A 26099-nucleotide genomic window follows, 5' to 3' on the forward strand; every position below is an offset into this window, starting at 1 on the left:
GCTGTTAATGTTGAATGATGAATGTTGAATGTGAAGTTATTTTAATGCAGAATGAGGAATGTTGAATGTGAAGTTGATATTCCATATTCCTCATTTCGCATTACTTAGCTCCTCCTCCTAAAGCACTGTAGAGGTTGACCACGGCCTGCATCTTGCTGAAATCGTCGGCCACTTTGGAGAGTTCGACGTTGAGAAGAGTGCTCTGTGCGGTGATGACTTCAAGGTAAGTGCTGCCTGCACTGGCCATCAAATCCTTGGTGTCGTCCACGTTTTTGCGGAGCACCTCAATCTGTTTGGCCTCTACTTTCGACTTTTCTTCGGCACTGTTATACTGCACCAAGGCGTTACTTACCTCGCTTCCGGCCGACAGAATAGCGTTCTGCCAAGTGTTATATGCCTGCTCATATTGAGCTTTGGCTACCTTTAAGCCAGCCACAAGTCGGCCATTTTGGAAGATAGGTTGCGTGAGAGAACCCACCGCAGTGAGCAACCATTTGCCCGGATTCACGATACCCATGCCGCTATTATTGGTGAAAGCACCGACAGCATTGATGTTAAGTCCGGGGTAAAATCGGCTACGTGCGGTCTCCACATTATAGAAACACTGGGCCAAAGCCATCTCGGCAGCATGCACATCTGCCCGGTTTTTGAGCAGTTGAACACCCACTCCGGTAGAGAATTCGGTCGGAAGACGCTGGTCTTCGAGTTTGCCTCGGCTCACTGTTTGGGCCTGTTGGCCTATCAAAAGCGAAAGGGCATTCTCGGTTTCCCGTAGCTGTCGCTTGATATCCACCTTTTGAGTAAGCACCGAATAGTAGTTGGATTCGGCCCTTTGGACAGCCGTTGAGCGCACTCCGATGACTGCATCTTTCTGCAAAAGCATGATGTCCCAGGTGTCTTTCGTCAGCTTTTCCATGTCTGTCACCAGCTCCATTTGCTTGTCAAGCATCAGCAATGTGTAGTACATATTGGCGATGTTGGCAATCAACTTGGTCTGAACCGACACCTGATAGTCCTTGCTTTGCAGCATTGCCACCTGTGCCGAGCGTTTCGAAGAGAGCAAGGTTCCGAACAAATCCACGTTCCAGCTTGCGTTAACGGGCAGGCTATAAATCTTCGATGCGGGGTTTCCGTCCCACGAAGAGATAGTGCCTTGGGGCGTAAAAGCAAACGAAGGGAGGAACGAAAGCTTGGCAGCTTTGAGCTGAGCCTCGGCCATCTGCACGCTTAAAGCAGCGTTGAGGAGATTCGGATTGTGGGCCAATCCCTTCTCGATGAGCCCTTGTAACTGCGGATCGGTAAAGACTTTGCGCCACGGAATGTTGGCGAAACTTGACGTATCTCTGACAGCCAGCGTGTCACGATCGGCCATAGCGTCGCGGAACAAGCCTGAAGTGTTGACCTCGGGACGCTCATATTTGCCGTAAAGGCTTTTGCAACCCGTCAGCAAGATGGTTGCAAATGCCATGAGCAATAGCGTTTTATTCGTTTTCATTATCATTCAGATGTTATGTTTTTGTGGGGTTACAGCACCGTTACTATGGGCATATTGCGCTAGTTCGGTAGCTGCTTCCTCGTTCAATTCGTCTTCAAACTTCAGCGGAGTAAACTTCTCCTGCAACCATTGGAAAGCCACAAACAAAGCCGGAACGACGAAGATTTGGCACAAGGTACCAATCAACATACCGCCGACGGCAGCTGCTCCGAGGGTTTGGTTACCGTTCTTTCCGACGCCACTTGCGAACATCAACGGCAGAAGACCAATGACCATGGCCAGTGAAGTCATCAAAATCGGACGCAAACGTGCCGCAGCTCCGAGGATAGCACTATACTTAATGGCCATTCCGGTGCGTCGTCTTTCAAGCGCAAACTGTACGATCAAGATGGCATTCTTGGCCAAAAGACCAATCAACATGATGAGCGAAATCTGCATATAGATGTCGTTGGAGTGGCCAAAAAGCTGCGTAAAGAGGAACGCTCCGGCCAATCCGAACGGGATAGAGAGCAGTACTGACAACGGAAGAATATAGCTTTCGTACTGCGCACTCAAGATCAAATAGACGAAAATCACGCAGAGCACGAGCACAATGGCCGTGGTATTGCTGCTTTCGGCTTCTGATCTTGTCAGTCCGGAATACTCATATCCATAGCCTTGGGGCAGCGTATTCTTTGCCACTTCGGCTATAGCTTCCATGGCTTGTCCTGTAGAATAGCCTGTAGCATTGGTCACACTGACATTAATAGCCGTGAACAAATTGAAGCGAGCAATGTTGGATGGGCCGTAAACACGCCTTAAACTGCAGAACTCAGAGACTGGAGACATCTTTCCACTTGCTGTGCGTACGTAGATATTACTCAGCTGTTCGGGACGTAATCTGTCGTTAGGTGCGGCCTGAATCATCACACGATAGAGCTTACCATAGGCGTTGAAGTTAGACGCATACATTCCTCCAAGGTAGCCTTGTAACGTAGATAACACCACAGTTGGGGAGATTCCGGCTTGCTTTGTCTTAGCAACATCTACGTCAACCATGTACTGTGGATAGTTTGGATTATATGTTGTCATGGCCTTTTGAACCTCAGGTCGCTTGTTCAACTCCTTGAGGAAGTCCTGCGTTATGGTGAAGAACTTATTCAAATCTCCACCAGTTTTGTCCTGCATGGTCATCGTAATACCATTCTGAACAGAGAAACCCGGAACCATAGGAGGGCCAAATGCCAAGATTTGGGCATCTTTAATAGAAGCCGTTTGCTTGTAAATCATACCCAAAACAGAATTGGCTTCCAACGGATTTACAAACAAAGCCATCAGATCACCCTGTGAAATCGCATTCTTGATACGGGTGAAGAAGCCACCGGAACGCTCATCAAAAGGCTTCAACTTGATGATGAAAGTAGCCTGATCCGACCCTTGTCCGGCAATGAAGTTATAGCCAATAATCGCTTCGCGCCGCTGAATGGCAGGATTACTTGCCAGCATCTTATCTACTTCGTTAACGATTTCAACCGTTCGTTCCTGGCTTGTTCCGGGATTAGCCGATATCATTATGAACAGCGTTCCCGTATCTTCATTGGGCACAAGCCCTGTTTTTGTGGTCGCCATTGTAATGACCAAAGCCACTATTCCCACTGCAACAGCAAGCGAAGCCCATAGCTTATGATTGATGATACGGGTGACACCTTTCTTATATTTCTCTGTTGTTTTGTCGAAAACACGGTTGAAATTGCTATGGAAACGACGTACGAAGTTCTTGTTGGTCTCGTCTTTTTCTTCGTCATGTGGCTTCAACAGGATAGCACACAAAGCCGGAGAGAGCGTCAAAGCATTGAGGGCTGAGATGACAATCGATAGCGCCATCGTCACACCGAACTCGCGATAGAAGGTTCCGGACGTTCCTCCAAGGAAGGAAACCGGCACAAACACGGCCGCCATTACTAAGGTAATGGAAATGATTGCGCCCGATATTTCGTTCATGGCATCAATAGATGCGCTCATAGCATCCTTGTAACCTTGGTCTAATTTGGCGTGAACAGCCTCGACAACTACAATGGCATCGTCCACAACAATAGCGATAGCCAACAGCAAGGCCGACAGAACAAGCAGGTTGATCGAGAAGCCGAAGACCCAAAGGAAGAAGAAAGTACCAATCAATGCCACTGGAACAGCAATCAAAGGTATCAGTGTCGAGCGCATATCCTGTAGGAAAATGTAGACCACAAAGAACACCAATGCCAACGTAATGAACAGCGTTACGATCACTTCTTCAATGGAAGCAAAGAGGAATTCCGTGGTATCTTGTTCGATGGTATACTCCATTCCGGGAGGGAAACTCTTGCTGGCTTCTTTCAAAGCTGCCTTTACATCCGTGGCAATATCGGTCGCATTGGAACCTGCAATCTGGTTAACCATACCCAAAACTGCAGGCTGTCCGTTGTTATTCAGCTTCACATTGTACATCAATGAGCCTAATTCTACCTTGGCAATGTCCTTTAATTGCAATGTCTGACCAGTCGTTGAACTGGTCAAAAGTATGTTCTCGAACTCCGTAGCACTCTTCAAACGACCTTTATATCTCAATGCATATTCGTAGGCAACTGACCCATTTTCACCCAAAGAACCGGGGGCTGCTTCGATATTTTGCTCTGCCAATACACCCATAATATCTGAAGGAACGAGGCCATACTGCTTCATTTTGTCGGGCTTCAACCATATTCTCATGGAATAAGTCTCTGTTCCCGGCGTCTGAACATCACCTACACCTTTGATACGTTTCAGCAGAGGAACGATATTAATATTGTTGTAGTTGGTCAGGAATTGCCCATCATATCGACCGTCTTCCGTGGTCAATGAATACATGATTACATTGGAAGACTGTCGCTTGGAGACCGTAACACCCACGCGAGTCACCTCAGCTGGCAACAAAGCCTGAGCCTGTTGGACACGGTTCTGCACGTTGACAGCCGCCATATTCGCATCAGATCCCTGCTTGAAATACACGGTAATCATCGCCATTCCCGCATTGGTGGCGGTCGAAGACATATAGGTCATGTTCTCCACACCATTGATACTCTCCTCCAACGGCGTAATAACAGAGTTCAAAACCGTCTGTGCATCGGCTCCCGTATAGGTAGTCATCACCGATATGGTAGGCGGTGCGATGTCCGGATATTGCTCAATTGGCAGCGAAACCAGACCTATAGTACCCAGCAAGACGAAGAAGATTGATATCACCGTCGATAATACCGGGCGCTTGATAAAGTTTGTAAATGTCATAGTTCTTCTTTTATTTTCCTGTCATTGCACCCACAAAGCCACTTGCCGAGCTTTGTTTTGCACCGAGTTTAGCAGCATCATCAATGCTCTTTTGATAGGCTGCGAGCGTCACCGGTGTGATTTTCATCTTGTCAGTCAGCTTTGTCAGGCCCTTAACCACAATGCGATCGCCTACCGAAAGTCCGCTTGTAACGATGTAAGTATTGCCATCATTCTGCGGATCTACCTTGATTTCGGAGTAGTTTACCTTGTTGTCTTTGCCCACTTTATATACAAATAACTTGTTTTGGACAGACGCTGTGGCCTCTTGCGGAATGACGATTGCGTTGCTGTTTGTGCGAGGTATCACGATCTGACCAGCTCCCCCACTCTTCAACAAACGCTCCGGATTGGCGAAATGTGCAATGATTGAATAGGCACCCGTGGCCGCATCAATCACCCCACTCATCTTTACTACCTTCCCGGGGTGGCCATATACGGTCCCATCGGCAAGCAAAAGCTTCACCGAAGGCATCTCTTTCAGCGCCTCACCTACGCTACCTGCGGTCTTTGTAAGCCCCAAAATGTCACGCTCGGACATGGAGAAGAACACCTCAACCGTACTGACATCAGAAACCGTAGTCAATGGATCTGGCGACGAAGCACTGACTAATGCGCCTGCTTTATAAGGCAAACTGCCCACCACTCCTGCGGCAGGACTCTTCACTAAACACCAGCTTAAGGTCTCCTTTGCAGATGCCAATGAAGCCTCAGCTTGCGCTAATGAGGCCTGAGCTGTGGTGAAACTGTTCTGCGCAGTGGCCAATTCAAACTGCCCAATCACATGCTTATCGAACAGTTTTTTATTGTTTTCGTAAGTCAAACGCGCCGTGTTTAACTGTGCACGAGCAGTGTTAACGCCGGCTTGAGCCTGCCGAACTGCGGCCCGATATGTCTCACTATCGATGGCAAAAAGCACTTGACCGGCTTTCACTGCCTGCCCTTCATGCACATAAACTTTCGTGATAAAGCCCGACACTTTCGGCCTCACTTGCACGTCCTGAATGCCTCTTATGGTCGCAGGATAGGTGGATTGCAACGATGCACTGTTCGTACCTATCGTCTCAACAGGGTACTCATCGTTCCCAAAATTAGGCATTCCGCCTCCTCCGCTACAAGCCGTAAGCGAGACAGCGACCGCCGTTACAAACAAACTTTTCTTCATTTTCATACCTATATATATTAAATTCTTATTTTAATTTATCTATCTTAGCATGGTCATACATGCAAATGGTTATCCTATTCCATTGTAAACCCATTCAGAAAACCCTATATTCTCAAATAGTTTTAGCGAGGCAAATTTACGAATTAATTCCTTTCATGGTTTCATACGAGCCTTCTTTTTAACAATTCTTATGCTGTAACCGGCCAAAAACGGGTGACGAAGCAATACGAATAAGGCTGTTTCGGAAACAGAATAAAGTCTATAAAATTATTTACAAAGCACTTCATAGGATTTCGATATTCAAAACGGGCAGCAATTTCGCTGAAAATATGCACATTTCAGGCCACTTTGCAATGCACTATGAACCAAACAGTTATTCGTTTTACTGTAAATCACAACACAAAATAACGCAACAAAACATGCAAGATGAATGAAATGACACGCTAAAACCAGCCGTTTCAGTCCGTCATTTCAGCCATTCAGCCGCACAAAACCAGCCACTTTGCATGCAAAAACAGCCCAGATAGCGAAGCAACGCACAAAGAAACGCTCGAAAACAGTCCTTTTTCGACCTCTCCTTCTCCAGATGGTACGGATGAAACAGCCCGTTTTTGGTCCATAAAATTTACAAAACAGCGGCGTAAAGAAACCGACAACGCCCCTTATAAGCGCACACTTTGCTCGTAAAGATACTCGGGCGCAAAACCTATTTCGTTGTTCCAATCAATCGTAAACGGGTCTAATGTGAACGATTTGAAATAGTTTTTATCCTGCAATTTTCGGCAAATTCCTTGCTGCATCAGCGGAGTGAAGTCGAGCAACCGCTCCTCTCCGTTGCTGAAAGTGATGCGAAGTGTGTTGCCAGTTACGTACACTGCAGCCGTAACCGTCAGTAGTTGAGCTTCCTTTTGCTGTTTCATTATCGTTTATTTTAAGGGTTCTATCTTGTTAGCAGCTTCATGATTAGAGCGCCGTTTCCAGTTTTCCATTAATCCATCCTTGTGCAAATCAAGCCATTCATACACCATTTTAATAGCCCTACGAGGCAAAGAACCGGTGATTATTCCATCAGTTATGGTCATTGTTGCTTTATAATCATCATACCAAACATGGAAATGTGGAGGGTTATGGTCTGCTATATACATTAGATAATAATCCATAAAATCGACTTATCTCTGGCATACCGCTCCTTTTTCATTATTTATCACAAGGCAAATATCGTGTTTTAAATTGATATTTGCAAGCAAACGAATGCCCTTTTCATGGATACTGCGGTAAAGTCTCCATGAGATGACACTGAAAACAGAATGAAATGATGCGCCTTATGCTGCATGATGATGTTTCGAAACGTCGTTTGAAAGGCACCGATATTCAGCGAATTAATGTTTTTTAAACAAATCTTCGTTTGTTTTCTACGTAACAGGGTATATTTGCAACATGAGAATCGGCAAATAACCGTAAGACTTTATCTAACAACATAGGAGCATGAAGAACCGAGAATGCCCATATTGCCATCGAAAGATAGCCCTCAAACGGTGCCTACGTTATTTCTATCGCGGCACAAACTACGCCACAACGTGCAATCATTGCGGCAAAGAAATCAGGCTAACCAAGGAGCCTGTACCTTTTATGTATTGCTTTTGTGCCGGTATCCTAAGTGCATATATCCCCTCATACTTCTTTCTCTATCGGCTTCATTGGCCTTTTTTAAAGGCTGTTCTATATGATCTGCCTTTCTTGGTTTTATGCACTACCGTTTGTACAATACTGACTTTCAAGCGCCTTTTCTTTAAGAGAACCGATTAATTCGGATATTTCGCCATAACGTTATCCAAGGTTTGACGCAACGGGTAAGGGAAATGAGACTCCTACTTGCTCACCAACCCCATGCTTTTGGCCTTTTCCAAGAGCAATTTCATCAGTGGTTCACGCTCGTTTTCAACCTTATTGTCGAGCACAGCGTCCTTTAACGCCTGCTTCAACTGCCCGACTTCGCGGCAAGGACCAAGGTGGAAGAGTTCCATGATTTCGTTACCATCGATGCAAGGTTGCAGGAGTCGCTTGTAATCGCGCACTTTCAAGTCGGCTATTTTCGCGCGGACAATGCGGAAATTATCAAGGAATCGCTGCTTTCGCACTTGGTTCTTGCTCGTTATATCGGCCTCGCATAGCATCATTAAGTCGTCGATATCATCGCCTGCATCATTCATTAAGCGACGCACGGCACTGTCGGTCACCTCGTCATCTGCTATGACTATGGGTCGCATATGCAGGTCTACCAGCTTCTGAACATACTTCATTTTGTTGTCCATCGGCAGCTTCATGCGACGGAAGATGCCTGGAATCATCTTCGCACCCACGTAATTATGGTTGTGGAAAGTCCAGCCAATAACGTTGTCCCAACGCTTGCTACGCGGCTTACCGATGTCATGCAACAAGGCAGCCCAGCGCAACCAAAGTACCATTTCGCCCAACTTTCCGCTGCCAGATTGCGCCTTACAGAGGTTATCGAGCACTTCCAAGGTGTGATAAAAGTTGTTTTTATGGGCGCGACCATTGCGGGTTTCCACCACATCTAAGGCCACCAACTCAGGCATGATCAGCTGAAGCAGTCCACAACGATAAAGGTCTATAAAACCTTTGCTGGGCGTTTTGGTCAGCATGATCTTGTTGATTTCGTCGGCAATACGCTCTCCACTGACGATTTTAATGCGCTCGGCATTACGCTGAAGCGCCTCAAATGTTTCGTCTTCTATAAAGAAATTCAACTGCGTGGCAAAGCGAATGCAACGCAACATGCGCAAAGGATCATCGGAAAACGTGATATCCGGGTCGAGTGGCGTACGAATAATGCCGTCTTCTATGTCGTAAACTCCGTCGAAAGGATCGACAAGTTGGCCGAAACGTTCCTTGTTCAAGCACACTGCAAGCGCGTTGATGGTGAAGTCACGGCGGTTCTGATCGTCCTCAAGGGTGCCGTCTTCAACGTGCGGTTTGCGCGAATCGTGGCTGTAACTCTCCTTGCGTGCGCCCACGAACTCCACTTCCAAGCCACGGTATTTCACCTGCGCCGTGCCGAAGTTGCGGAAAACCGAGAGGTGAGCCCGCTTGCCTAACCGGCTTTTCAGTGCGCTTGCCACTTGTATTCCGCTGCCGACAACGACCACATCGATATCATTTGACGGGCGTTCGAGGAACAAATCGCGCACATAGCCGCCCACGACATAACACTCAAGTCCCAATTTATCGGCCTCATCTGCAATCAGATGGAATGTATCTTCATCAAGGAGACGCGCCAAATCGGCGTCGGTTAGCTTTCTCATTGTTGCTTAATTTCTCTTAACTTGCCCTAAATTGCGTGCAAAGTTACTAAAAATTAGCGGCAGGAAGAGCCATTTCAGGTAGATTTTTATATTTTTGCAGCATGAAGAAATACTTTTGGCTGCTCGCTTTCATGACCTCCCTTTGCGGCTGTTCTGAGACACAAGACGAGAAAGCCGCACCGCTGTTGGGGCAGATAGAGGCGCTTTACAAAGCCGGAAACTACCGCCAGACGCTCGATTCTATCATGGAATTGCGCAAGAGTTTCCCTGAAGCTGTGGCGTCACGCAGGGCAGCTTTAAAAATATGGCAGGACGCTTCGCTGAAGATGGCACAGGCCGACGTGGCGCAAACCGACTCTCTTTTGCAGGCAACGCTTCAGTCCCTTGAAGGCAAACGTGCGCTGTATGAGCGTAATATCCTGCGTGCCAAATGTGATTCTTTAAGGGCAAGATATGAAGCAATGTGTGGTGTTGTGCGAATGATTCGCTACCGTCAGCAGCATCCTTAGCCCAACCTGAAGACCAAAAATTTGGCTGTTTCATGGGAAATAAGTAACTTTGCAATCATAAGTCATAACTTATGAACAACTTGAACACAGAGAAACAGTTTAAGAACACGATAGATGAATGCCGTGAGCTGTTCTGTAAGAAACTCCATGACTATGGAGCTTCATGGCGAATTCTGCGTCCGTCGTCCCTGACCGACCAGCTTTTCATCAAAGCAAAACGTATCCGATCGCTCGAAATCAAGCAGAAATCCCTCGTTGGTGAGGGCATACGGCCCGAGTTCATCGGCTTGATCAACTACGGAATCATCGGACTTATCCAGCTTGAACGAGGGTTCGTAGATGCCGTGGACATCAATCCTGACGAAGCACTTCGCCTCTATGACAAGCATGCAAAGGCTGCTTTGGAACTCATGTTGAAGAAAAACCACGACTATGACGAGGTTTGGAGAGACATGCGCGTCAGCAGTTACACCGACTTTATCCTTACGAAGATAGAGCGAATAAAGGAAATTGAAGACCTCAAAGGGCAGACCTTGGTATCCGAAGGCATTGATGCCAACTACATGGACATCATCAATTATGCCGTATTCGGGGCCATCAAACTGGCCGAAAACAAATAGAAAGCAAATGAGCGCAGACCATCGAATGCAGAAAGTAACGGTCAATCTCTGCCGAATCATCGTGGCACTGACGTTCATCTTCTCGGGTTTCGTGAAGGCCATCGACCCGATTGGCACGCTGTATAAGCTGCAAGACTATTCGGAGGCCGTGCATTTGCAAGGCATTGTACCCGATTGGCTGTTGCTCGCCATAGCGGTTTTGCTCGCAGCCGTTGAGTTCTGCATGGGCATCTTCCTGCTCTTTGCCATTCAACGTCGCCTCTGTTCGAGGCTCATCGTGGCTTTTATGGCAGTCATGACGCTGGTAAGTTTGTGGCTGGTTATAGCCGATCCGGTGAAAGACTGCGGTTGTTTCGGCGATGCACTGCGGCTCACTAACACGGAAACCTTCGTAAAGAACATCGTGCTTTTGGGTTGTTCAATCATCGTAGCACGGAAGCCTTTGGCGATGTTCCGCTTTATCTCGGAGAGCAACCAGTGGATTGTTATCAACTATACGGCCCTGTTTATCCTCGTCAGCAGCGGACTGAGCCTTTACTATCTGCCGCTGTTCGACTTCCGACCTTACCATATCGGCGTGAATATTCTGCAAGGAATGCAGATTCCAAAAGGTGCACCACGACCGCAGTTCGAGACAACTTTCATCATGGAAAAGGACGGACAGCGAAAGGAATTCACCTTGAACGACTATCCGGACTCCACATGGAAGTTCGTTGACAGCAAGACCGTGCAAGTCAGCGAAGGCTATGTTCCGCCCATACATGACTTCACCATCGAGGATAACAAGACGGGAGAAGACCTCACGAAAAAGATACTTGGACGCAAAGGATACACATTTTTGCTCATTGCACCGCACTTGGAGCAAGCCGACGACAGCAACTTCGGCGACATAGACCAGCTCTATGAGTATGCCGGACAACATGATATTCCGTTCTATTGTCTGACGGCAAGCACTGCAAAAGGCATCAAACGGTGGATCGATATCACGGGAGCTGAATACCCGTTCTATATGACCGACGCGACCACACTCAAGACAATTGTGCGCAGTAATCCCGGACTTTTGCTGCTCAAAGACGGAACTATCATCAACAAATGGAGCCATAATGACCTGCCGGGAGCCGAACTTTCACGGCCTATCACACAGTCTACATTGGGAAAGATGCCGAAAAACAGCGTTCCGGGCAAGATATTGAAAATCGTTCTGTGGTTCATTCTGCCGCTGTTCCTGCTGACCTTGGCCGACCGTCTATGGGCTTGGAGCAAGTGGGTGAGGCTGAAAGAAAAGAAAAACAAAACCAAATTATATCAACTCTTTAATCAAAAGGAAAATAAAATGAGAAAGAAAATCGTAGCAGGTAACTGGAAAATGAACCTCAACCTGCAAGAAGGTGTTGCATTGGCAAAGGAAATCAACGAGGCATTGGCGGCTGAAAAGCCCAACTGCGACGTAGTGATTTGCACGCCGTTTATCCATTTGGCAAGCGTTGCCCAAGTGCTTGACGCCAACAAAGTGGGTCTCGGTGCCGAGAATTGTGCCGACAAAGAGAAGGGAGCTTACACGGGAGAAGTGTCCGCAGAGATGGTAAAAAGCACCGGAGCGCAGTATGTTATCCTCGGTCATTCAGAGCGTCGACAATATTATGGCGAGACTGTTGAGATCCTGAAAGAGAAGGTTCAGCAGGCTTTAAAACATGGTTTGAAGATTATATTCTGCTGTGGTGAGACGCTTGAAGAGCGCGAATCGAACCGTCAGAACGCTGTCGTTAAGGCCGAACTCGACGGCAGTGTGTTTAACTTGACAGCCGAAGAGTGGAAGAACATCATACTGGCTTACGAGCCAATCTGGGCCATCGGAACCGGCAAGACCGCTACTTCCGATCAGGCAGAAGAGATGCTTTGCTACATTCGTTCTATTGTTGCAGAGAAGTATGGCAAGGAAGTTGCCGAGGAAACCTCTATCCTTTACGGTGGAAGCTGCAAGGCATCAAATGCTCCGGAGCTGTTCTCTAAGCCGAATATCGACGGTGGTCTGATCGGTGGCGCTTCACTGAAGACTGCTGACTTCAAGGGTATCATCGACGCTTGGAAGAAGTAAACCAACGAGAAAGAATTGGAAAGCCGGAGAAAAAGCCCTTTCGGGAAGTTCCGGCTTTCCAATATTTAATATCAAACGCAAGAAAATGAAAAAGTTCGCTTGGCTCTTCTGTGTAGCAATTGCTATGGCAATGCCTGCCCATGCCCAGACTTTTCTCGACCATTTAAGAAAGAATGTGCTGGGACAAGGCACCGTAACCGTCACGCAGAGCAAGGAAATCGACGAACTCATCAATGGCAATCAGCCAAAGAAAACACCGGCAACGACCGAACCGAAGAAAGAGATTGTAAAGAAGGAAACGGCAATCGGCAAGACCGACCCCACGAAGAAAGAAAACAAAAAGCCCCAACATATCCTCACCGGCGACTCGACCAAGACTACCACAAACAAGGTTGAACCCACGGAGAAGCCTATGGAGAGACACGAAACATCCGCAGCAAAGACCGAACCTGTAAAAAAACAACAGGAAGAAGGCGAACTTGACATTCCAACCATCGATATGCGGAAGAAGGTGATGCGTGGAAGTCATAAGATAACAGGCTACCGTGTGCAGGCTTTTTCGGGTGGAAACTCTCGCTTGGACAGGCAGAAAGCCGAACAAGCCAGTACGGCTATCAAGATGAAATACCCCGACCAGCCGGTCTATGTCCACTTCTATTCGCCCCATTGGATATGCCGTGTGGGCAACTATCGCAGCTTTGAAGAGGCTGAAACCATGCTGCGGAAGGTAAAAGCATTGGGCTATCGGCAAGCCTGCATCGTCAGAGGAAAGATAATCGTGCAGGATTAAATTCCCCATATGGCACAAAACAAGGGACAGAACAATGATACAGACAACTCAACAGCTATGAACCCGGAAAACGAATTCCGCGACGGTCTCGACGACCTCGCCACACATTACAGGCATATCCTCACGCTCTTGGGAGAAGACGCACAAAGAGAAGGATTGGAAAAGACGCCGATGCGCGTGGCAAAAGCCATGCAGATACTGACGCGCGGCTACACGCAAGACCCGCATAAGGTGCTCACCGACGCACTGTTCAAGGAAGATTACAACCAAATGGTCATCGTCAAGGACATCGATGTGTTCTCGCTTTGCGAGCACCATCTGCTGCCTTTCTATGGAAAATGCCACGTGGCCTACATTCCAAACGGCTACATCACAGGCCTAAGCAAGGTGGCCCGCGTGGTAGACATCTTCAGTCATCGCCTTCAAGTGCAGGAACGACTGACCCAACAAATCAAGGACTGCATTCAGCAGACGCTCAAACCGCAGGGCGTCATGGTCGTAATCGAGGCCAAACACATGTGCATGCAGATGCGTGGCGTGGAGAAACAGAACGCCATCACCACCACGAGCGACTTCAGCGGTGTGTTCAACGACCTCACCACCCGGCAGGAATTCATGAGCCTTCTGCGTGGCGAATCCAAACGAATTTAAGCATTCAACGGCGGGAAAGCGGCCTAAAGCCCCACTCACCTTGCCCCTATCGAACCACAATAAAAACGACGAATATGAAAAAAACACGTAACCTCGCCTGCACCTTGCTCTGCATCGTTGCGGCCATCACAGCGCTTTCTTCCTGCCTAAGCAGTGACAACGACGAACAAAACATCACTCCGGAAGAAGCAAAAATGATTTTCAATGCCTTCAAAGGCACCTATCAAGGCAACCTTTATGCCGTTTACGAGCAATCGGGCCGGCTTTACAAGGCCACAGACTCTGTAGAAAACGTTACGGTTACGATAGACCGAGACACCATTGTCCATATCGCTAACGTCCCTGACAGCCTTTATGCCTACTTGACCAACACGGAATACGCCGAAGGAAAGAAAGTGAAAGATGCCCTCCGCAAGCATACTGCAACGCAATCTGTAAGAAGCAAGATAACAACCGTGGGCTTCGCAGACAGAGACAAACGCTACTATCAGTGCTTCACCAACTATTTCACGACAAACATCACGGCCAACTACGACAGCCAGAGCCACCAACTTACTTTCAACAATGCCATGAGTTGCTGGTATAATCCCACCAAAAGTAAACTGCAAGTGAACATGTCGCCGGTCGAAATCAAGTCCGACAAGAACGTACTCCGGCCTTCCGGCATCTACTTCATCTTCCTTTCAAAGACCAAAAGACCATGACCAAGTTCGTTTCATGGAACGTTAACGGGCTGCGTGCCTGCGTCTCTAAAGACTTCGCGCAGACATTTGAAACGCTCAATGCCGACTTCTTCTGCCTTCAAGAGACCAAGATGCAAGCCGGACAGCTCGACCTTCAGTTCCCCGGCTACACTTCTTTTTGGAACTATGCCGACAAGAAAGGCTACAGCGGCACGGCAATCTATGCCCGAAAGGAGCCGCTTTCGGTGGCTTATGGCATCGGCATCGACGAGCACGACCACGAAGGTCGCGTCATCACGCTTGAATACGAAGACTTCTATCTCGTCAATGTTTACACGCCGAATGCGCAAGACGGTCTGCGAAGACTCGACTATCGCATGACGTGGGAAGACGACTTTCAGGCCTATCTGCACCGACTCGACGCCCGAAAGCCCGTCATCGTATGCGGCGATATGAACGTGGCGCACGAGGAAATAGACCTCAAGAACCCCAAGACCAACCGCCGTAACGCCGGATTCACAGACGAAGAGCGGGCCAAGATGACCCAACTGCTCGGCAATGGCTTCACAGATACGTTCCGCAACCTCTATCCCGAGGCCATCAAATACAGCTGGTGGAGCTACCGCTTCCGCGCCCGCGAGAAGAACACCGGCTGGCGCATCGACTACTTTCTCATCTCCGATCGGTTGCGACCACGGCTCAAAGAAGCCGCCATCCATAACGAGATATTCGGCAGCGACCACTGTCCGGTTGAAGTAGACCTCGACCTCTGAAGCCTTGTTCACAAAGTTCCCCCAAGTGTCTGAACCACTTGGGGGAACTTTTTCGTGTGCCTCGCCAGACACTTCCATGCACTTTATCATGCACTCATACCTGTAAGGCCCGTCATATAAGGAATACAAGACCTTTCCTATAAGGAGTGTGAGGCCATAGATACTTGCCCTATCGAATTATCTGCATGCAGAGAAATATTTATCAGCATGCAGAGAAATATTTATCAGCGTGTAGAGAAATATTTATCAGCATGCAGATAATTCGCAAACCTAAGTAAGAAGAGGACCGGCTGTGCGGTTATCAAGGAACGATACTTCTATAGGAAGTGCATGCGCACATCAAGTTCATGGCAAAGCGGCAGGGCCTTCCCCATGCCCCTCTCAGAGCTTGATGAACAGCCTCCGCTTATACAGCACGTGCGCCACCACGAAACAGCAACCCACATAAAGCAGACCGAAGACGGCCGAAGCCATGCACTTGTCGGGCAGCAGGCCGGCCAAGAGGTTGTAGAAGGCTTCGGGCAACGGCAATGTGCCTATCTTTACGAGGCCGAGCAGCTTGAGTGCAAGGCCCGAAAAGACATAGAGAACCAAGGCATTGCTGCCGAAAGCCACCAAAGGATAGGCCCGGCGGCCCTGCTTCTTGAGGTCGGCGAACCAAGCCATGACAGTCCATGCAAGCAGTGCATAGCCCGAAGTGACCATAACGAACGTTGGACTCCATATCTTTTTGTTCAGCGGACACATGTAGCTTAGCAACAAACCAGAAAGCAGCAACAATGCACCGATGACAGCGAGGCGAAGGATACGCCGGGGTAGTTCCTGTGACGTGTACAGCAGTCGGCTGCAAATATAGCCCAGCAGTACCTGTGCCACACAGGGAATGGTGCTCAGAAGACCTTCGGGGTCGAACGCAATCGGCGTGCCGTCGGGCAAGTGTTCAATGTATAGGTGGCTCTCACCAAGCAGCCACCTATCTACAATGGCCACGATATTGTTTGCTGAGAAATCGAAACCATGCCCCAACATCAACAGCAGCCAATAGCCTGAAAGCAGGGCAACGACCACGAACGTCATCGTCGGAACACTCTTGACACGCCGCACGATGAGTGCAACGGCCAAATAAGACAGTGACAAGCGTTGCAGAACGCCCATGACACGAAGCTGCGAAAAGCAGAGTTCCCCCGTGTTCAGCCACCTCCCTATCAAGGTGAGCAAAAGGCCAATCACGAATAACAATACACTCCGCTTCATCACCTTACGGAGATAGCTTGCACGCGAAGCCGTCAAGCCTTTGGTAGAAAATCCCATGGCCATGCCCATGGCAAAAACAAAGAAAGGGAAAACAAGATCGGTGGGCGTCAGACCGTTCCATACGGAATGCTCCAACGGGACGTAGATGTGGCTCCACGAACCGGGGTTGTTCACCAATATCATGCCGGCCATAGCCAATCCGCGGAGCATGTCGAGTGAAATCAAACGTTGCTGTGTCATTATTGTGTTATTGAATGAATTCTATAGGTGTTAAACACTCATGAGTGCGAGTGTTAAACACTCATGAGTGCAGGTGTTAAACACTTACAAGCGCAGGTGTTAAACACTCACGGTCAAGGGTGCTGCGTTCACTTCTGCTTCAAGGCTTTATTGAGGATATACAAGAGGCTTTTGGAGGTATCCTCATAATAATCCTCGGTAAGTTCCCAAATCATCACGCCACGAATGCCCTCGTCTTTCACGTATCCAACCTTCTTCCTTATCTTGTCGGGACCGTCATAATAAAGGTTTTCCTCCAACCATTCATTATTATACATCGCCTTGGGATAGGTGGCCAGAATGGTCTTCCATGTCCGTTGGTCTGCGCCTTCGGTACTTGTTGCCGACTTGAACTTGATGCCATAGAAAGGGATGCCCGGCAAGATTTTCGACTTAGAAATGCCCTTGTCGACAACCAACTGAATACCTTTCTTGAAATACTCATAGGGGGCATGTGGCCCGGGAGTCTTAGACCAAGGACCGGTCTTGTCATAAGTCATCACGTTGCAATAGTCGAGCAGCTGCAACATCTCCGAGGTATAGCGTCCTTGCTCCAATGGTATCATGCTGAGTGCAGCCGTCAAGAGATAGGTCTTGGGCAGTTTGCTACGCAATTCAGTCCACAACATTCCAAGTCCTTTTGCCTTTTCACGGTCGGTACTGATGCCATTGTCCCAGCCTTCAAAGTCGACATCAATGCCGTCGAACTCGTATTTTCTCAGCAAAGTCAAAGCTTCTTTCACGATAACGGCACGTTGTTTCTCGTCAATAACGGCCTTTGAGAAGGCTGGCTTTTGGTCGCTGCGCCCCATTCCCAAGGAAAGCAGCATGCGGATACCTGCCTGATGTGCCTTACTGATGACATCTTTCATGCTCTTCTCGTGCGCGGCATCAAGCATCATGTTGAGCTTTCCACCGTCGTTCACACGGGCAAAGGCCCACGAAAGCATGGTGACATTATCTTTCCAATGCTGGAATTCGTAGCGGTCACGATAATGAGGAATATACCCCAACACCTCTTTTGCCTGATTCTTGGCCACGAACACACGCTTGCTGAAAAGCTTCACACGTCCTTTCCCGTCTTTGACTTCCAAGGTAAGTGACTGCTCACCCAACGTATTCGAGGTTATTCTGGCATCAGCCTGTGTGGAAACAACCCTGTCGCCCAAAGTCCACTTAAAAGTCAATCCACGGTTGGAAGCTGCTTTGTCGGCCTTCAGTTGCAAGACAGAGTCGGCCAATACAACCATACGCTCGGGGGCATTCAGTTCCACCTTGTCTATCCCACTGTTCTGTGCTGACGGCTGTGGATCGTCCTTACTACTGCCACAAGCACTGTTCAAGATGAGCAGAAAGCCCAAAAGAGCAACATTCATTTTCTTTTCCATACTGATTTTCTTTTGTTATTCATATAATTTCGTTCTAATAACCCAACAAGTCGGCCTTTGCCGCCGGCTTATCTTCGGAAGAGGCGTGATAGGCATCTACCGTCAACTTGCCATGAAGGCAAATATCCTCCGACGAACGCCCTACCATGATCGTAAACGTGCCGGGCTCGACAACAAACTCTTCATGCTTATTCCATAACGACAAGTCACGTGGTGTCAACGTAAAGTGGACAGTCGTTTCCTCTCCTGCCTTCAAGTGGATACGTTCAAAACCACGCAGGGACTTTTGATAGGTTGTTACGGAACTGACATCATCGCGTATATAGAGTTGCACTATCTCATCACCTTCACGCTGTCCCGTGTTGCGCACCTTACAGCTTACCTCCGTCTCACCTTGAATTCCAATCACAGGTTTGGAGATGTGGAAATCACTATAAGCAAAAGTCGTATAACTAAGTCCATAACCGAAAGGATATAAAGCACCATCTACACGTACCGGTCCTTTAGAGTCGGCACCGGGTTTGAAAGGGAAAGCGTAAGGTATCTGTCCGACAGACTTCGGAAAGGTGACCGCGAGCTTTCCACCGGGATTATAGTCGCCAAAGAGCACCTTAGCCACAGCCGTCCCCGTGAACTCTCCCGGAAACCAACCATGAACAATGGCGGGGACATATTGGTTTGCCCAATTGATTGTCGCTGCACGACCATCTAACAAGACAAGCACTACAGGCTTTCCCGTGGCATATACAGCACGCAGCAATTGCTCCTGCCGTCCCATCAGGTTAAGATCCGTGCGCGAATACTCCTCACGAACAGTCTCTTCACTACCTCCCAAGACCACGACGGCGACATCAGATTGTCGGGCCACCTCTACCGCCTCATCAATCATTCGCTGCTCGGTGGTGTCCAAAGCGACCTCATACAGTTCACTCTCCGGGAAATGGTTGTCTACAATGCTGCACCCTTTCGCATAACGAATCTCTGCGCCCCGCATACTTTCCCGTATTCCATTCAACACGGATTGTATGGGAGCATTGGCTGGACCATAACGACACACATGCGCTGTTGTGGCATCAGCATTAGGCCCAATGACAGCGATACGCTTCAACGATTTGGACAAGGGTAGCAAATTGTTTTCATTCTTCAACAAGACAATAGACTCCAAGGCTGCGCGCAAAGACAACTGTTGATGCGCCTTACTATGCACGACTTGATCAACCTCGTTCACATTGCCCCGATAAGGATTATCAAACAAACCCAACCAGAATTTCACATACAGCACGTCCTTAACCCGTGCGTCCAAGGTTTGCATGGAGACCAAACCGTCTGTTAAAGCTTGGCGCAAAGGCAGAATAAAGGTCTCGGGCATAGAGAAGTTCGTACGCACATCAAGCCCTGCATTGATTGCCATTGCAGCACCTTCCTCACGATTAGCAGCCACATGGTGCTTGGAGCTTAGGAACTCCACTGCCTCACTGTCGGACACAACATAGCCATGAAAGCCCCATTGATGGCGCAGCAATTCCGTCAGGAAATAGGAACTTCCCGTGATAGGCTCGCCGTCATAATCGTTATAGGAACTCATCACGCCTAATGCCCCACCCTCTTGTATTGCCTTTCGGAATGGTTCCAACAACAAGGTCTTCATCTCTTTCGGGGCAACATGCGGATCGGTCCGAGTTCCTTCATCACGACCGCCGACCGGCAAACTATATACGGCAAAGTGTTTTGGTGTAGACACAATGCGGTTCTCCTGCAGTCCCAACACCATCTGCTTCCCTAATTCCCCGGCAAGATAAGGGCTCTCGCTATAGCACTCAACGACACGTCCCCAACGAGGATCGCGTGACACATCGAGAATCGGGGCATATACATTCGTATAACCTAAGACCGAAGCTTCTTGTGCCGTCACATTCGCAATCTGCCGAATCAAAGCCCTGTCCCAAGTAGCACCCTGCCCGCATTGCGCCGGAAAGGAAGTTGCCCGGTCATGGCATAGGCCGCGGATACCCTCGTTCGTGAAGTCAACAGGGATACCTAACCGGGTCTCTTCAACAAACCACTTTTGGATGACGTGCTTGTTGCCTACGCTTTTCTTGTAAGGAAAGGAATATTCGCTTCCGCCGCGGCCGATGCCGTTTGCCTGTTCGTCGATGTTGGCAATCCCGTCTTTCCAGACACAGTTTTTCCACGCGGCCGTCGGCTCCCAATCCTTCAAGACGCGTTTACTTCCATAGAGAGTGGCCAGCTGACAGGTCTTTTCCTCTGTGGTCATCTGAGCCAACAAGTCGGAAACCCGTTCCATGATGGGGGCAGACGGATTCTCATAGACATCCATTTTCCCATTCTTGTTGAAATCTATCCAACCTTTGTGATAGATATTTTGCCGTGCAGAAGCCGTCAGCGAAAGCACTGATAAGAGCGAAAGCACGATATGTTTTTTACTGTTTAACATGTTCGTATTAAAGTGCATAATAAGCGTGCGCCAAGACCACTATATACCTTCTTTAAAAAAGGTACGGACGTTTTACCCAAAAAGTACGTACCTTTTTCGAATCCTCTCCCTTGCCCTTTGAATTCCGTGCCGCATCGCATTTCATTCCGAGGCGGCACTCACTCCATTCCGAGGCGGCTCGGAATGAAGTGAGAGGGGTATGTCGCAGTTCTTGACACATGCTTTTTCCACATTTCGACAAAGATTATTTATATCCGGGGTTCTGCTCCATGGGCTTACCCACATTCGCGTCGATGATGACCTGCGGGATAGGTAGCAGCACCTGATAATCCTGTATTCCGGGCACATGGTCGCGCGTCCCTGCAGCAATCGGATTGTATTTGCGCGTGCGCTCCACCAATTTTCCCGTCCGTATGAGCGTTTCGCGACGATACTCCTCAGTAACAAGTTCACGGGCACGCTCGTCGAGTATATAATCCAAGGTCACGTCGGCAGCCGTAATCGGTGTTGCGTGCGACCTCGTCCTCACCTTATTTATATATTTGGCAGCCTCCGCATCGTCGCCCGTCTTATGTAGCGCCTCGGCATAGAGCAGGTAGGTGTCGGCCAAGCGCAGGAATGTCTGATTGCAATATGCATATCCGTCATTCCATCTGTTCTTCTCGGGGAAAGTCCAATCCCATTTGCGCGTGCTGGCCCATTTGTTATTGTTCGATTTCATCTTCGAAGCAGCCATGTCGCATACGACAGTGTTCCCCTTTTTGTCTACGTAGCTCTTGCGAACGGCATATTCGCTGAAGCGATCGTCCTGCGGTTCGTAAATACTGAACACCCATGCCGTGATGGCTGCACGGCCGAGGCCACGCCCACCGTATTCGGGTTTGTAGTCAATACCCAACTTGTTGTATTCCGACACCCATGTGCGCCGCATGGAATTCGGATAGCGGCCGTTGGTATTGTCCAATGTCGTGTTCGGTAAAATCCATAAAGCTTCCGTGTTTCCTTCAGAAGTCAAGATGTTCCCGTCTAAGAACTGGTCCATGAAAGCACAGCCGGGTTGGTTCTTCTTCACGCCATAACGGGCTGTAATCAACTTATAATTCGGATTAGACACCGCAGCCTTACCCTTTGCGACGGCATCTTCGTTGCGGTTTTCCCATAGGTAAAGCTCCGTCAAGAAGTGTTGCGCCACGACTTTCGACAGTGTCGTCACGTTATCCGCCTTCTCCGGCAGATATTTTTCCGCAAACAAAAGGTCTTGCTCCATCAAGGCCTGCACCTTCTCCACTGGTTCACGCTCCCAGTCATCACGATAAGAGCTACCCGTTATCTCGTGTTCCGAAATAGGAACGGCACCGAAAGTCATCGCCAAATGACGGTAACACCAAGCACGAATCAACCGTGCATGCGCAACGACTTCGTTCTTGCGCTTCTCATTATCTGCCGGAGTAGCTCCGCCCCAGTCTACACCCTTGTTCTCTGCCCTATCTATCAACATGTTGGCGGCATTGATGCAACGATACATCACAAGAAATACGCCGGGATGGGCCGAGGGGTCGGTGGATTCTCCATTCAGGAACTGCATGGTTGAGTTCAGGTCGGCTTCGGTGTAACGGTTTAGTCCTCTTGACCAAGAAAACTCCGAATTGGCCCATGCTACGTCCGTTCCTACCTTCCACATCATACCAAACTCTATGGAGAGAATAGCTTCTCCGCGCTCCTCTCTCACCATATTGAGCAGTGCATGCTTAGAAGCGTTAAAACCATTCAGGTCGGTATAAAGGTTGTCAGCATAGGTCTTATCCTTTGCAACCTCATCTAAAAAACTGTCGCTGCAACCTGACATTAGCAGACCAACAAAGGTTGCTATCAATATAAATTTCTTTTTCATGACATTTTCTTTTAATCGTTATCTCATTAAAGACTAACTCTCACGCCAAACAAGAACGTACGCATGGGCGGAGTGGTATAATCGCCCGAAAGCTCCGGATCCATACCTACATAATGCGTAATCGTAAATACGTTCTTTACATTCCCAAATAGTTCCAAGTTGGAAAGCCGCAACGGACGAATCAATCGTTCAGGGAATCTGTAAGACAGGGAAATATCACTCAGCCGAATGAAAGAGGCATCATTGGTCTTCCCAAAATAATTCAGTCCATAGGGGTTTGAGTCGGAACGGTTGGCCGGATAGGTGTTAATCTTGTTCTCTGGTGTCCACCATGTCCTGTTCCTGATATTCTGTTTCTCGAAATAAGTGTTGTTGTATTCTGTATAACGGGTAACACCATGTACCGCATGGAGGAAGAAACTCAACGAGAGGTTCTTGTAGGTAAACGTGTTCATCAAACCCACACGATAGTCTGGTGTCTTATAACCAAAGACATGGCGGTCGTCGGGTGTGATTTTCCCATCCTTATTATAATCCAACACTTTCACGTCGCCGGGCTTTGCCGTCGGCATGTAAGAGTGGGCAATATCCTCATCTTCCTGCCAGATGCCGGCAAACTCATAGCCATAAATTACGCCGATAGGCTTTCCGATAAACCAAGAATTGGCCTTATTGTCAGCTGGATTTCCATGCTCGTCACGCAAACCGATATCGATAATCTTATTACGGTCATGTGAAATATTGAAATCTGTGCGCCATGTAAAGTCCTTGGTCCTGATGTTCACACTTGAGATTTGCAGTTCAATGCCATGACCATGTGTCTTTCCCATGTTCTGCAAGATGTTGTTGGAACCGTTAATCTGCGGAATGACCTTATTGAGCAGCAGGTCATAGGTGTTTGAGAAATAGATATCCAAACTACCGAAGAGACGACCTTTTAAGAAAGAATAGTCCCAACCGATATTCCATTGTTCGGTTGTCTCCCAACTCAACGACGGATCTGCCAGCTTCTTCGAATAATAGCCAATGACCGGCTGGTCTTTTGCATCCAAATAAGGACGCGAGTTCATCGTGGCCATGGCATCATAGGGCTCGATAGCCTGATTACCATTCTTACCCCAAGACAGTCTCAGCTTCGAATGGTCGAGCCATGTCAATTTATCCATGAACTTCTCGTTTTCCATGTTCCATCCCAAAGCCAACGAGGGAAACACACCATACTTACTGTTCTTTCCGAAAGCCGAATCTCCATCGCGACGCACCGTGAACGTAAAGAGATAGCGACTGTCGTAGCTATAGTTTGCACGGAACATCTGGCCGATTGCTGTACGCTGAATATAGGTATCTGTGCCCTTAAGCGTCGTTGCATCAGCAAACTGATAATACTCACGATAGTCCGAGGGGAAACCTGTTCCCGATATATTATGATATTTCGTGAGCATCTTGTTGGCACTATATACCGCCGTCAGAAACAGCGTATGCTTATCAAACGTCTTGTTGTAGCTCAGAATGTTCTCTATAGACCAATCTTCCTTGAATTGGTTATTCACCGATGACACGCCGTTCTTCTGACTGCCCTCGGCTGTGGTGCGTGGCTGATAAGATTCCACAAGACGCGTACGATAGTTATAGCCTGTGAGGAATTTATATGAAAGTCCTTTCACGAAAGGAAAATCAATCTGTGCATAGTTCACCGTGTTAATAGCCCTTCCTACATCTTCGTGCTTGGCATAGAGGGCATCGAGCGGATTGGCGACCATGGCATCATTACCATCGGGAAACATTACCAATTTGCCGTTTTCATCATACGGTTCTGCCAGTGGGTTCATCTTCATAGCCCGGACTAGATTGACACTTCTGCCCGGACGGTCGGCGTAAGTGAGTGCAGTGGAAGTCCCAATCTTTAGCCACGGATTAATTCTCGTGTCGATATTAGCACGCAACGTATAACGATTGAACTCATCATTGCGGGCTACACCTTTATTCATGCTTGCATTGCCCGATATGAAATACTGCGTTTCTTTTGTCCCTCCTGAAACCGAAAGGTTGTAATCCTGCTTGAAACCCGTTTGCAAGGCAAGGTCGAGCCAGTTGGTATTCACTCCCTTGTCGTGCTGATCGGTCAGAAAGGCATTAGGCCCGATGCGCTCTTCATTCAACTTGAAGTACTGGTCGCCCGTCATCATATCAGGCTTATTGATGGCATTGCTAACGGCCATCGTTCCCGAAAACGAAACAACAGGACGTCCCGATACACCTTTCTTCGTGTTGATAAGGATAACACCGTTGGCAGCCTTCGAGCCGTAGATTGCTGCCGAAGAAGCATCTTTCAGCACTTCCATGGATTCAATGTCGTTAGGACTGATTTCCGAGAGGAAGCCATTATATTGTATTCCATCAAGAATAATCAGTGGAGCGGCATCTCGATTGATAGAACGCTGTCCGCGTACACGATATGAGAGACCGCTGTTACCATCCGACTCGCTGTTTGAAGTGTTCGTGATGTTCAAGCCAGGCAGTTTGCCTTGCAACGACTGCATGATATTTGTCGAAGGCATGTTCTTTAAGTCATCCGTCCTAACGGAAATCACAGCACCCGTGACGTCCTTTCGCCGCTGCACACCGTAGCCCACGACAACCACCTCGTTCAACATGCTTTTATTCTCTTCCATCTTCACATTGACCACGTCCTTTCCGGCGATATTCACCGACTGTGTCTCGTAGCCCAAATAACTGACCGAGATCAGCTTTACATCAGTGGGAACCTTCAAACTGAAGCTCCCATCAAGACCGGTCACCGTGCCCAATGACCGGCCCGGCACAGATACTGTGGCGCCTATCAACGCCCCATCATTCGCATCGACGACCTTTCCCGTGACAACACGCAATGCCTGAGCGAAAGCACCCTGCACAACGAGCAACATCAATAAGGTCATCACCAAATTCTTTTTCATCATATTGGTTTCGATTAAAGTTAAACTACGCTACAAAGATAGGACGACACCCCTGCTTTCAACTTATAAATCCGTACAATTTGTCTATAATTCCGTACAACAAGTTAACAATCAACAGGTTAAATGAATCTCTTTTAGAGTTTCATCCTTATTGTATTCTGTCTCATCCCTTTGGAAATGACAAAATCGGACCATGGCAATTTGAATGCGAAGTTCTGTTTTTGCGATGCCACCCGCTTGAGTCTGTCGCTCGCAGCATGACCACCACCCTGAAAAAACAAAGATTTCCTATCTCGCTAAAATCTTTTGAAGTCTGTCGCACCGCTTATTTTCACCTTTTAAATATATTGATAACCATGTCATAGATAAGCACGAAATTTGTCTTATAAGAGAATTTCAAATGTTTGCACAGCGCATTTGAAATCCCTCATATTGTAAATCCTTTTCGTATCTATT

18 protein-coding genes are annotated in these 26099 nt (G+C 48.1%); 7 read left to right on the plus strand and 11 right to left on the minus strand.

The window, feature by feature from the left end; translation table 11 throughout:
• Positions 1–100: 100 nt before the first annotated feature.
• The 6 genes from H164_RS0100925 to H164_RS0100950 form a co-directional block, all read right to left on the minus strand.
• The gene (locus H164_RS0100925) at positions 101–1501 is read right to left on the minus strand and encodes an efflux transporter outer membrane subunit (protein ID WP_026356190.1); all 1401 of its coding nucleotides are present in this window, start codon (positions 1499–1501) and stop codon (positions 101–103) included.
• Complete coding sequence (locus H164_RS0100930; protein WP_019966893.1) at positions 1502–4774, minus strand: efflux RND transporter permease subunit; 3273 nt, start codon at positions 4772–4774, stop codon at positions 1502–1504.
• A 10-nt stretch (positions 4775–4784) separates the two neighbouring features.
• Positions 4785–5984 carry an efflux RND transporter periplasmic adaptor subunit gene (locus H164_RS0100935; RefSeq protein WP_019966894.1) on the minus strand — a complete coding sequence of 400 codons (1200 nt, stop codon included), beginning with the start codon at positions 5982–5984 and terminating at the stop codon, positions 4785–4787.
• Between the two features lie 656 nt (positions 5985–6640).
• Complete coding sequence (locus tag H164_RS0100940; RefSeq protein WP_019966895.1) at positions 6641–6898, minus strand: DUF2442 domain-containing protein; 258 nt, start codon at positions 6896–6898, stop codon at positions 6641–6643.
• Positions 6899–6904: 6 nt separating this feature from the next.
• The gene (locus H164_RS14325; protein WP_019966896.1) at positions 6905–7138 is read right to left on the minus strand and encodes a DUF4160 domain-containing protein; all 234 of its coding nucleotides are present in this window, start codon (positions 7136–7138) and stop codon (positions 6905–6907) included.
• A 708-nt stretch (positions 7139–7846) separates the two neighbouring features.
• Positions 7847–9301 carry a CCA tRNA nucleotidyltransferase gene (locus H164_RS0100950; protein WP_019966897.1) on the minus strand — a complete coding sequence of 485 codons (1455 nt, stop codon included), beginning with the start codon at positions 9299–9301 and terminating at the stop codon, positions 7847–7849.
• A gap of 101 nt (positions 9302–9402) precedes the next feature.
• On the opposite strand from H164_RS0100950, the gene H164_RS0100955 reads away from it, so the two are divergent.
• The 7 genes from H164_RS0100955 to H164_RS0100985 all read left to right on the plus strand — a co-directional run bounded on the left by H164_RS0100955 (position 9403) and on the right by H164_RS0100985 (position 15422).
• A complete protein-coding gene (locus tag H164_RS0100955) occupies positions 9403–9810 on the plus strand; it encodes a hypothetical protein (protein ID WP_008565388.1) in 408 nt (135 codons plus the stop codon).
• Positions 9811–9881: 71 nt separating this feature from the next.
• Positions 9882–10430, plus strand: a complete 549-nt coding sequence (locus H164_RS0100960) for a DUF1599 domain-containing protein (protein WP_019966898.1) — start codon at positions 9882–9884, stop codon at positions 10428–10430.
• Positions 10431–10437: 7 nt separating this feature from the next.
• Entirely contained in the window at positions 10438–12525 is a 2088-nt protein-coding gene (locus tag H164_RS0100965) for a BT_3928 family protein (RefSeq protein ID WP_154652088.1), read from the plus strand.
• Between the two features lie 85 nt (positions 12526–12610).
• Entirely contained in the window at positions 12611–13315 is a 705-nt protein-coding gene (locus H164_RS0100970) for an SPOR domain-containing protein (RefSeq protein ID WP_019966900.1), read from the plus strand.
• 57 nt (positions 13316–13372) lie between these two features.
• Complete coding sequence (gene folE / locus H164_RS0100975) at positions 13373–13966, plus strand: GTP cyclohydrolase I FolE (protein WP_025829780.1); 594 nt, start codon at positions 13373–13375, stop codon at positions 13964–13966.
• A 74-nt stretch (positions 13967–14040) separates the two neighbouring features.
• Positions 14041–14670, plus strand: coding sequence for a DUF4840 domain-containing protein (locus H164_RS0100980; RefSeq protein WP_019966901.1), 630 nt, complete (start codon positions 14041–14043; stop codon positions 14668–14670).
• Positions 14667–15422, plus strand: a complete 756-nt coding sequence (locus H164_RS0100985; RefSeq protein WP_019966902.1) for an exodeoxyribonuclease III — start codon at positions 14667–14669, stop codon at positions 15420–15422. Before H164_RS0100980 ends, H164_RS0100985 begins: the two co-directional genes overlap by 4 nt.
• 381 nt (positions 15423–15803) lie before the next feature.
• Here H164_RS0100985 and H164_RS0100990 read toward each other — a convergent pair whose 3' ends face one another.
• The 5 genes from H164_RS0100990 to H164_RS0101010 form a co-directional block, all read right to left on the minus strand.
• Positions 15804–16916 (minus strand): acyltransferase family protein, encoded by a 1113-nt coding sequence (locus H164_RS0100990; protein ID WP_019966903.1) that lies wholly within the window; start codon positions 16914–16916, stop codon positions 15804–15806.
• A 128-nt stretch (positions 16917–17044) separates the two neighbouring features.
• Positions 17045–18343, minus strand: a complete 1299-nt coding sequence (locus H164_RS0100995) for a glycosyl hydrolase family 18 protein (protein ID WP_019966904.1) — start codon at positions 18341–18343, stop codon at positions 17045–17047.
• A gap of 34 nt (positions 18344–18377) precedes the next feature.
• Entirely contained in the window at positions 18378–20798 is a 2421-nt protein-coding gene (locus H164_RS0101000) for a glycoside hydrolase family 3 C-terminal domain-containing protein (protein WP_019966905.1), read from the minus strand.
• A gap of 244 nt (positions 20799–21042) precedes the next feature.
• On the minus strand, positions 21043–22689 hold the full coding sequence (locus tag H164_RS0101005) for a RagB/SusD family nutrient uptake outer membrane protein (protein WP_025829778.1): 1647 nt from the start codon (positions 22687–22689) through the stop codon (positions 21043–21045).
• A gap of 26 nt (positions 22690–22715) precedes the next feature.
• Positions 22716–25646 (minus strand): SusC/RagA family TonB-linked outer membrane protein, encoded by a 2931-nt coding sequence (locus tag H164_RS0101010; RefSeq protein WP_019966907.1) that lies wholly within the window; start codon positions 25644–25646, stop codon positions 22716–22718.
• Positions 25647–26099 lie beyond the last annotated feature (453 nt).

It is taken from the genome of Segatella maculosa DSM 19339 = JCM 15638, assembly GCF_000382385.1.
Lineage (GTDB): Bacteria > Bacteroidota > Bacteroidia > Bacteroidales > Bacteroidaceae > Prevotella > Prevotella maculosa.

Excerpts from the sequence above, each read along its gene's own strand:
- H164_RS0100925 (WP_026356190.1), bottom strand. The coding sequence starts at position 1,501 with ATGATAATGAAAACGAATAAAACGCTATTGCTCATGGCATTTGCAACC.
- H164_RS0100930 (WP_019966893.1), bottom strand. The coding sequence starts at position 4,774 with ATGACATTTACAAACTTTATCAAGCGCCCGGTATTATCGACGGTGATA.
- H164_RS0100935 (WP_019966894.1), bottom strand. The coding sequence starts at position 5,984 with ATGAAAATGAAGAAAAGTTTGTTTGTAACGGCGGTCGCTGTCTCGCTT.
- H164_RS0100940 (WP_019966895.1), bottom strand. The coding sequence starts at position 6,898 with ATGAAACAGCAAAAGGAAGCTCAACTACTGACGGTTACGGCTGCAGTG.
- H164_RS14325 (WP_019966896.1), bottom strand. The coding sequence starts at position 7,138 with ATGGATTATTATCTAATGTATATAGCAGACCATAACCCTCCACATTTC.
- H164_RS0100950 (WP_019966897.1), bottom strand. The coding sequence starts at position 9,301 with ATGAGAAAGCTAACCGACGCCGATTTGGCGCGTCTCCTTGATGAAGAT.
- H164_RS0100955 (WP_008565388.1), top strand. The coding sequence starts at position 9,403 with ATGAAGAAATACTTTTGGCTGCTCGCTTTCATGACCTCCCTTTGCGGC.
- H164_RS0100960 (WP_019966898.1), top strand. The coding sequence starts at position 9,882 with ATGAACAACTTGAACACAGAGAAACAGTTTAAGAACACGATAGATGAA.
- H164_RS0100965 (WP_154652088.1), top strand. The coding sequence starts at position 10,438 with ATGAGCGCAGACCATCGAATGCAGAAAGTAACGGTCAATCTCTGCCGA.
- H164_RS0100970 (WP_019966900.1), top strand. The coding sequence starts at position 12,611 with ATGAAAAAGTTCGCTTGGCTCTTCTGTGTAGCAATTGCTATGGCAATG.
- folE (WP_025829780.1), top strand. The coding sequence starts at position 13,373 with ATGAACCCGGAAAACGAATTCCGCGACGGTCTCGACGACCTCGCCACA.
- H164_RS0100980 (WP_019966901.1), top strand. The coding sequence starts at position 14,041 with ATGAAAAAAACACGTAACCTCGCCTGCACCTTGCTCTGCATCGTTGCG.
- H164_RS0100985 (WP_019966902.1), top strand. The coding sequence starts at position 14,667 with ATGACCAAGTTCGTTTCATGGAACGTTAACGGGCTGCGTGCCTGCGTC.
- H164_RS0100990 (WP_019966903.1), bottom strand. The coding sequence starts at position 16,916 with ATGACACAGCAACGTTTGATTTCACTCGACATGCTCCGCGGATTGGCT.
- H164_RS0100995 (WP_019966904.1), bottom strand. The coding sequence starts at position 18,343 with ATGGAAAAGAAAATGAATGTTGCTCTTTTGGGCTTTCTGCTCATCTTG.
- H164_RS0101000 (WP_019966905.1), bottom strand. The coding sequence starts at position 20,798 with ATGTTAAACAGTAAAAAACATATCGTGCTTTCGCTCTTATCAGTGCTT.
- H164_RS0101005 (WP_025829778.1), bottom strand. The coding sequence starts at position 22,689 with ATGAAAAAGAAATTTATATTGATAGCAACCTTTGTTGGTCTGCTAATG.
- H164_RS0101010 (WP_019966907.1), bottom strand. The coding sequence starts at position 25,646 with ATGATGAAAAAGAATTTGGTGATGACCTTATTGATGTTGCTCGTTGTG.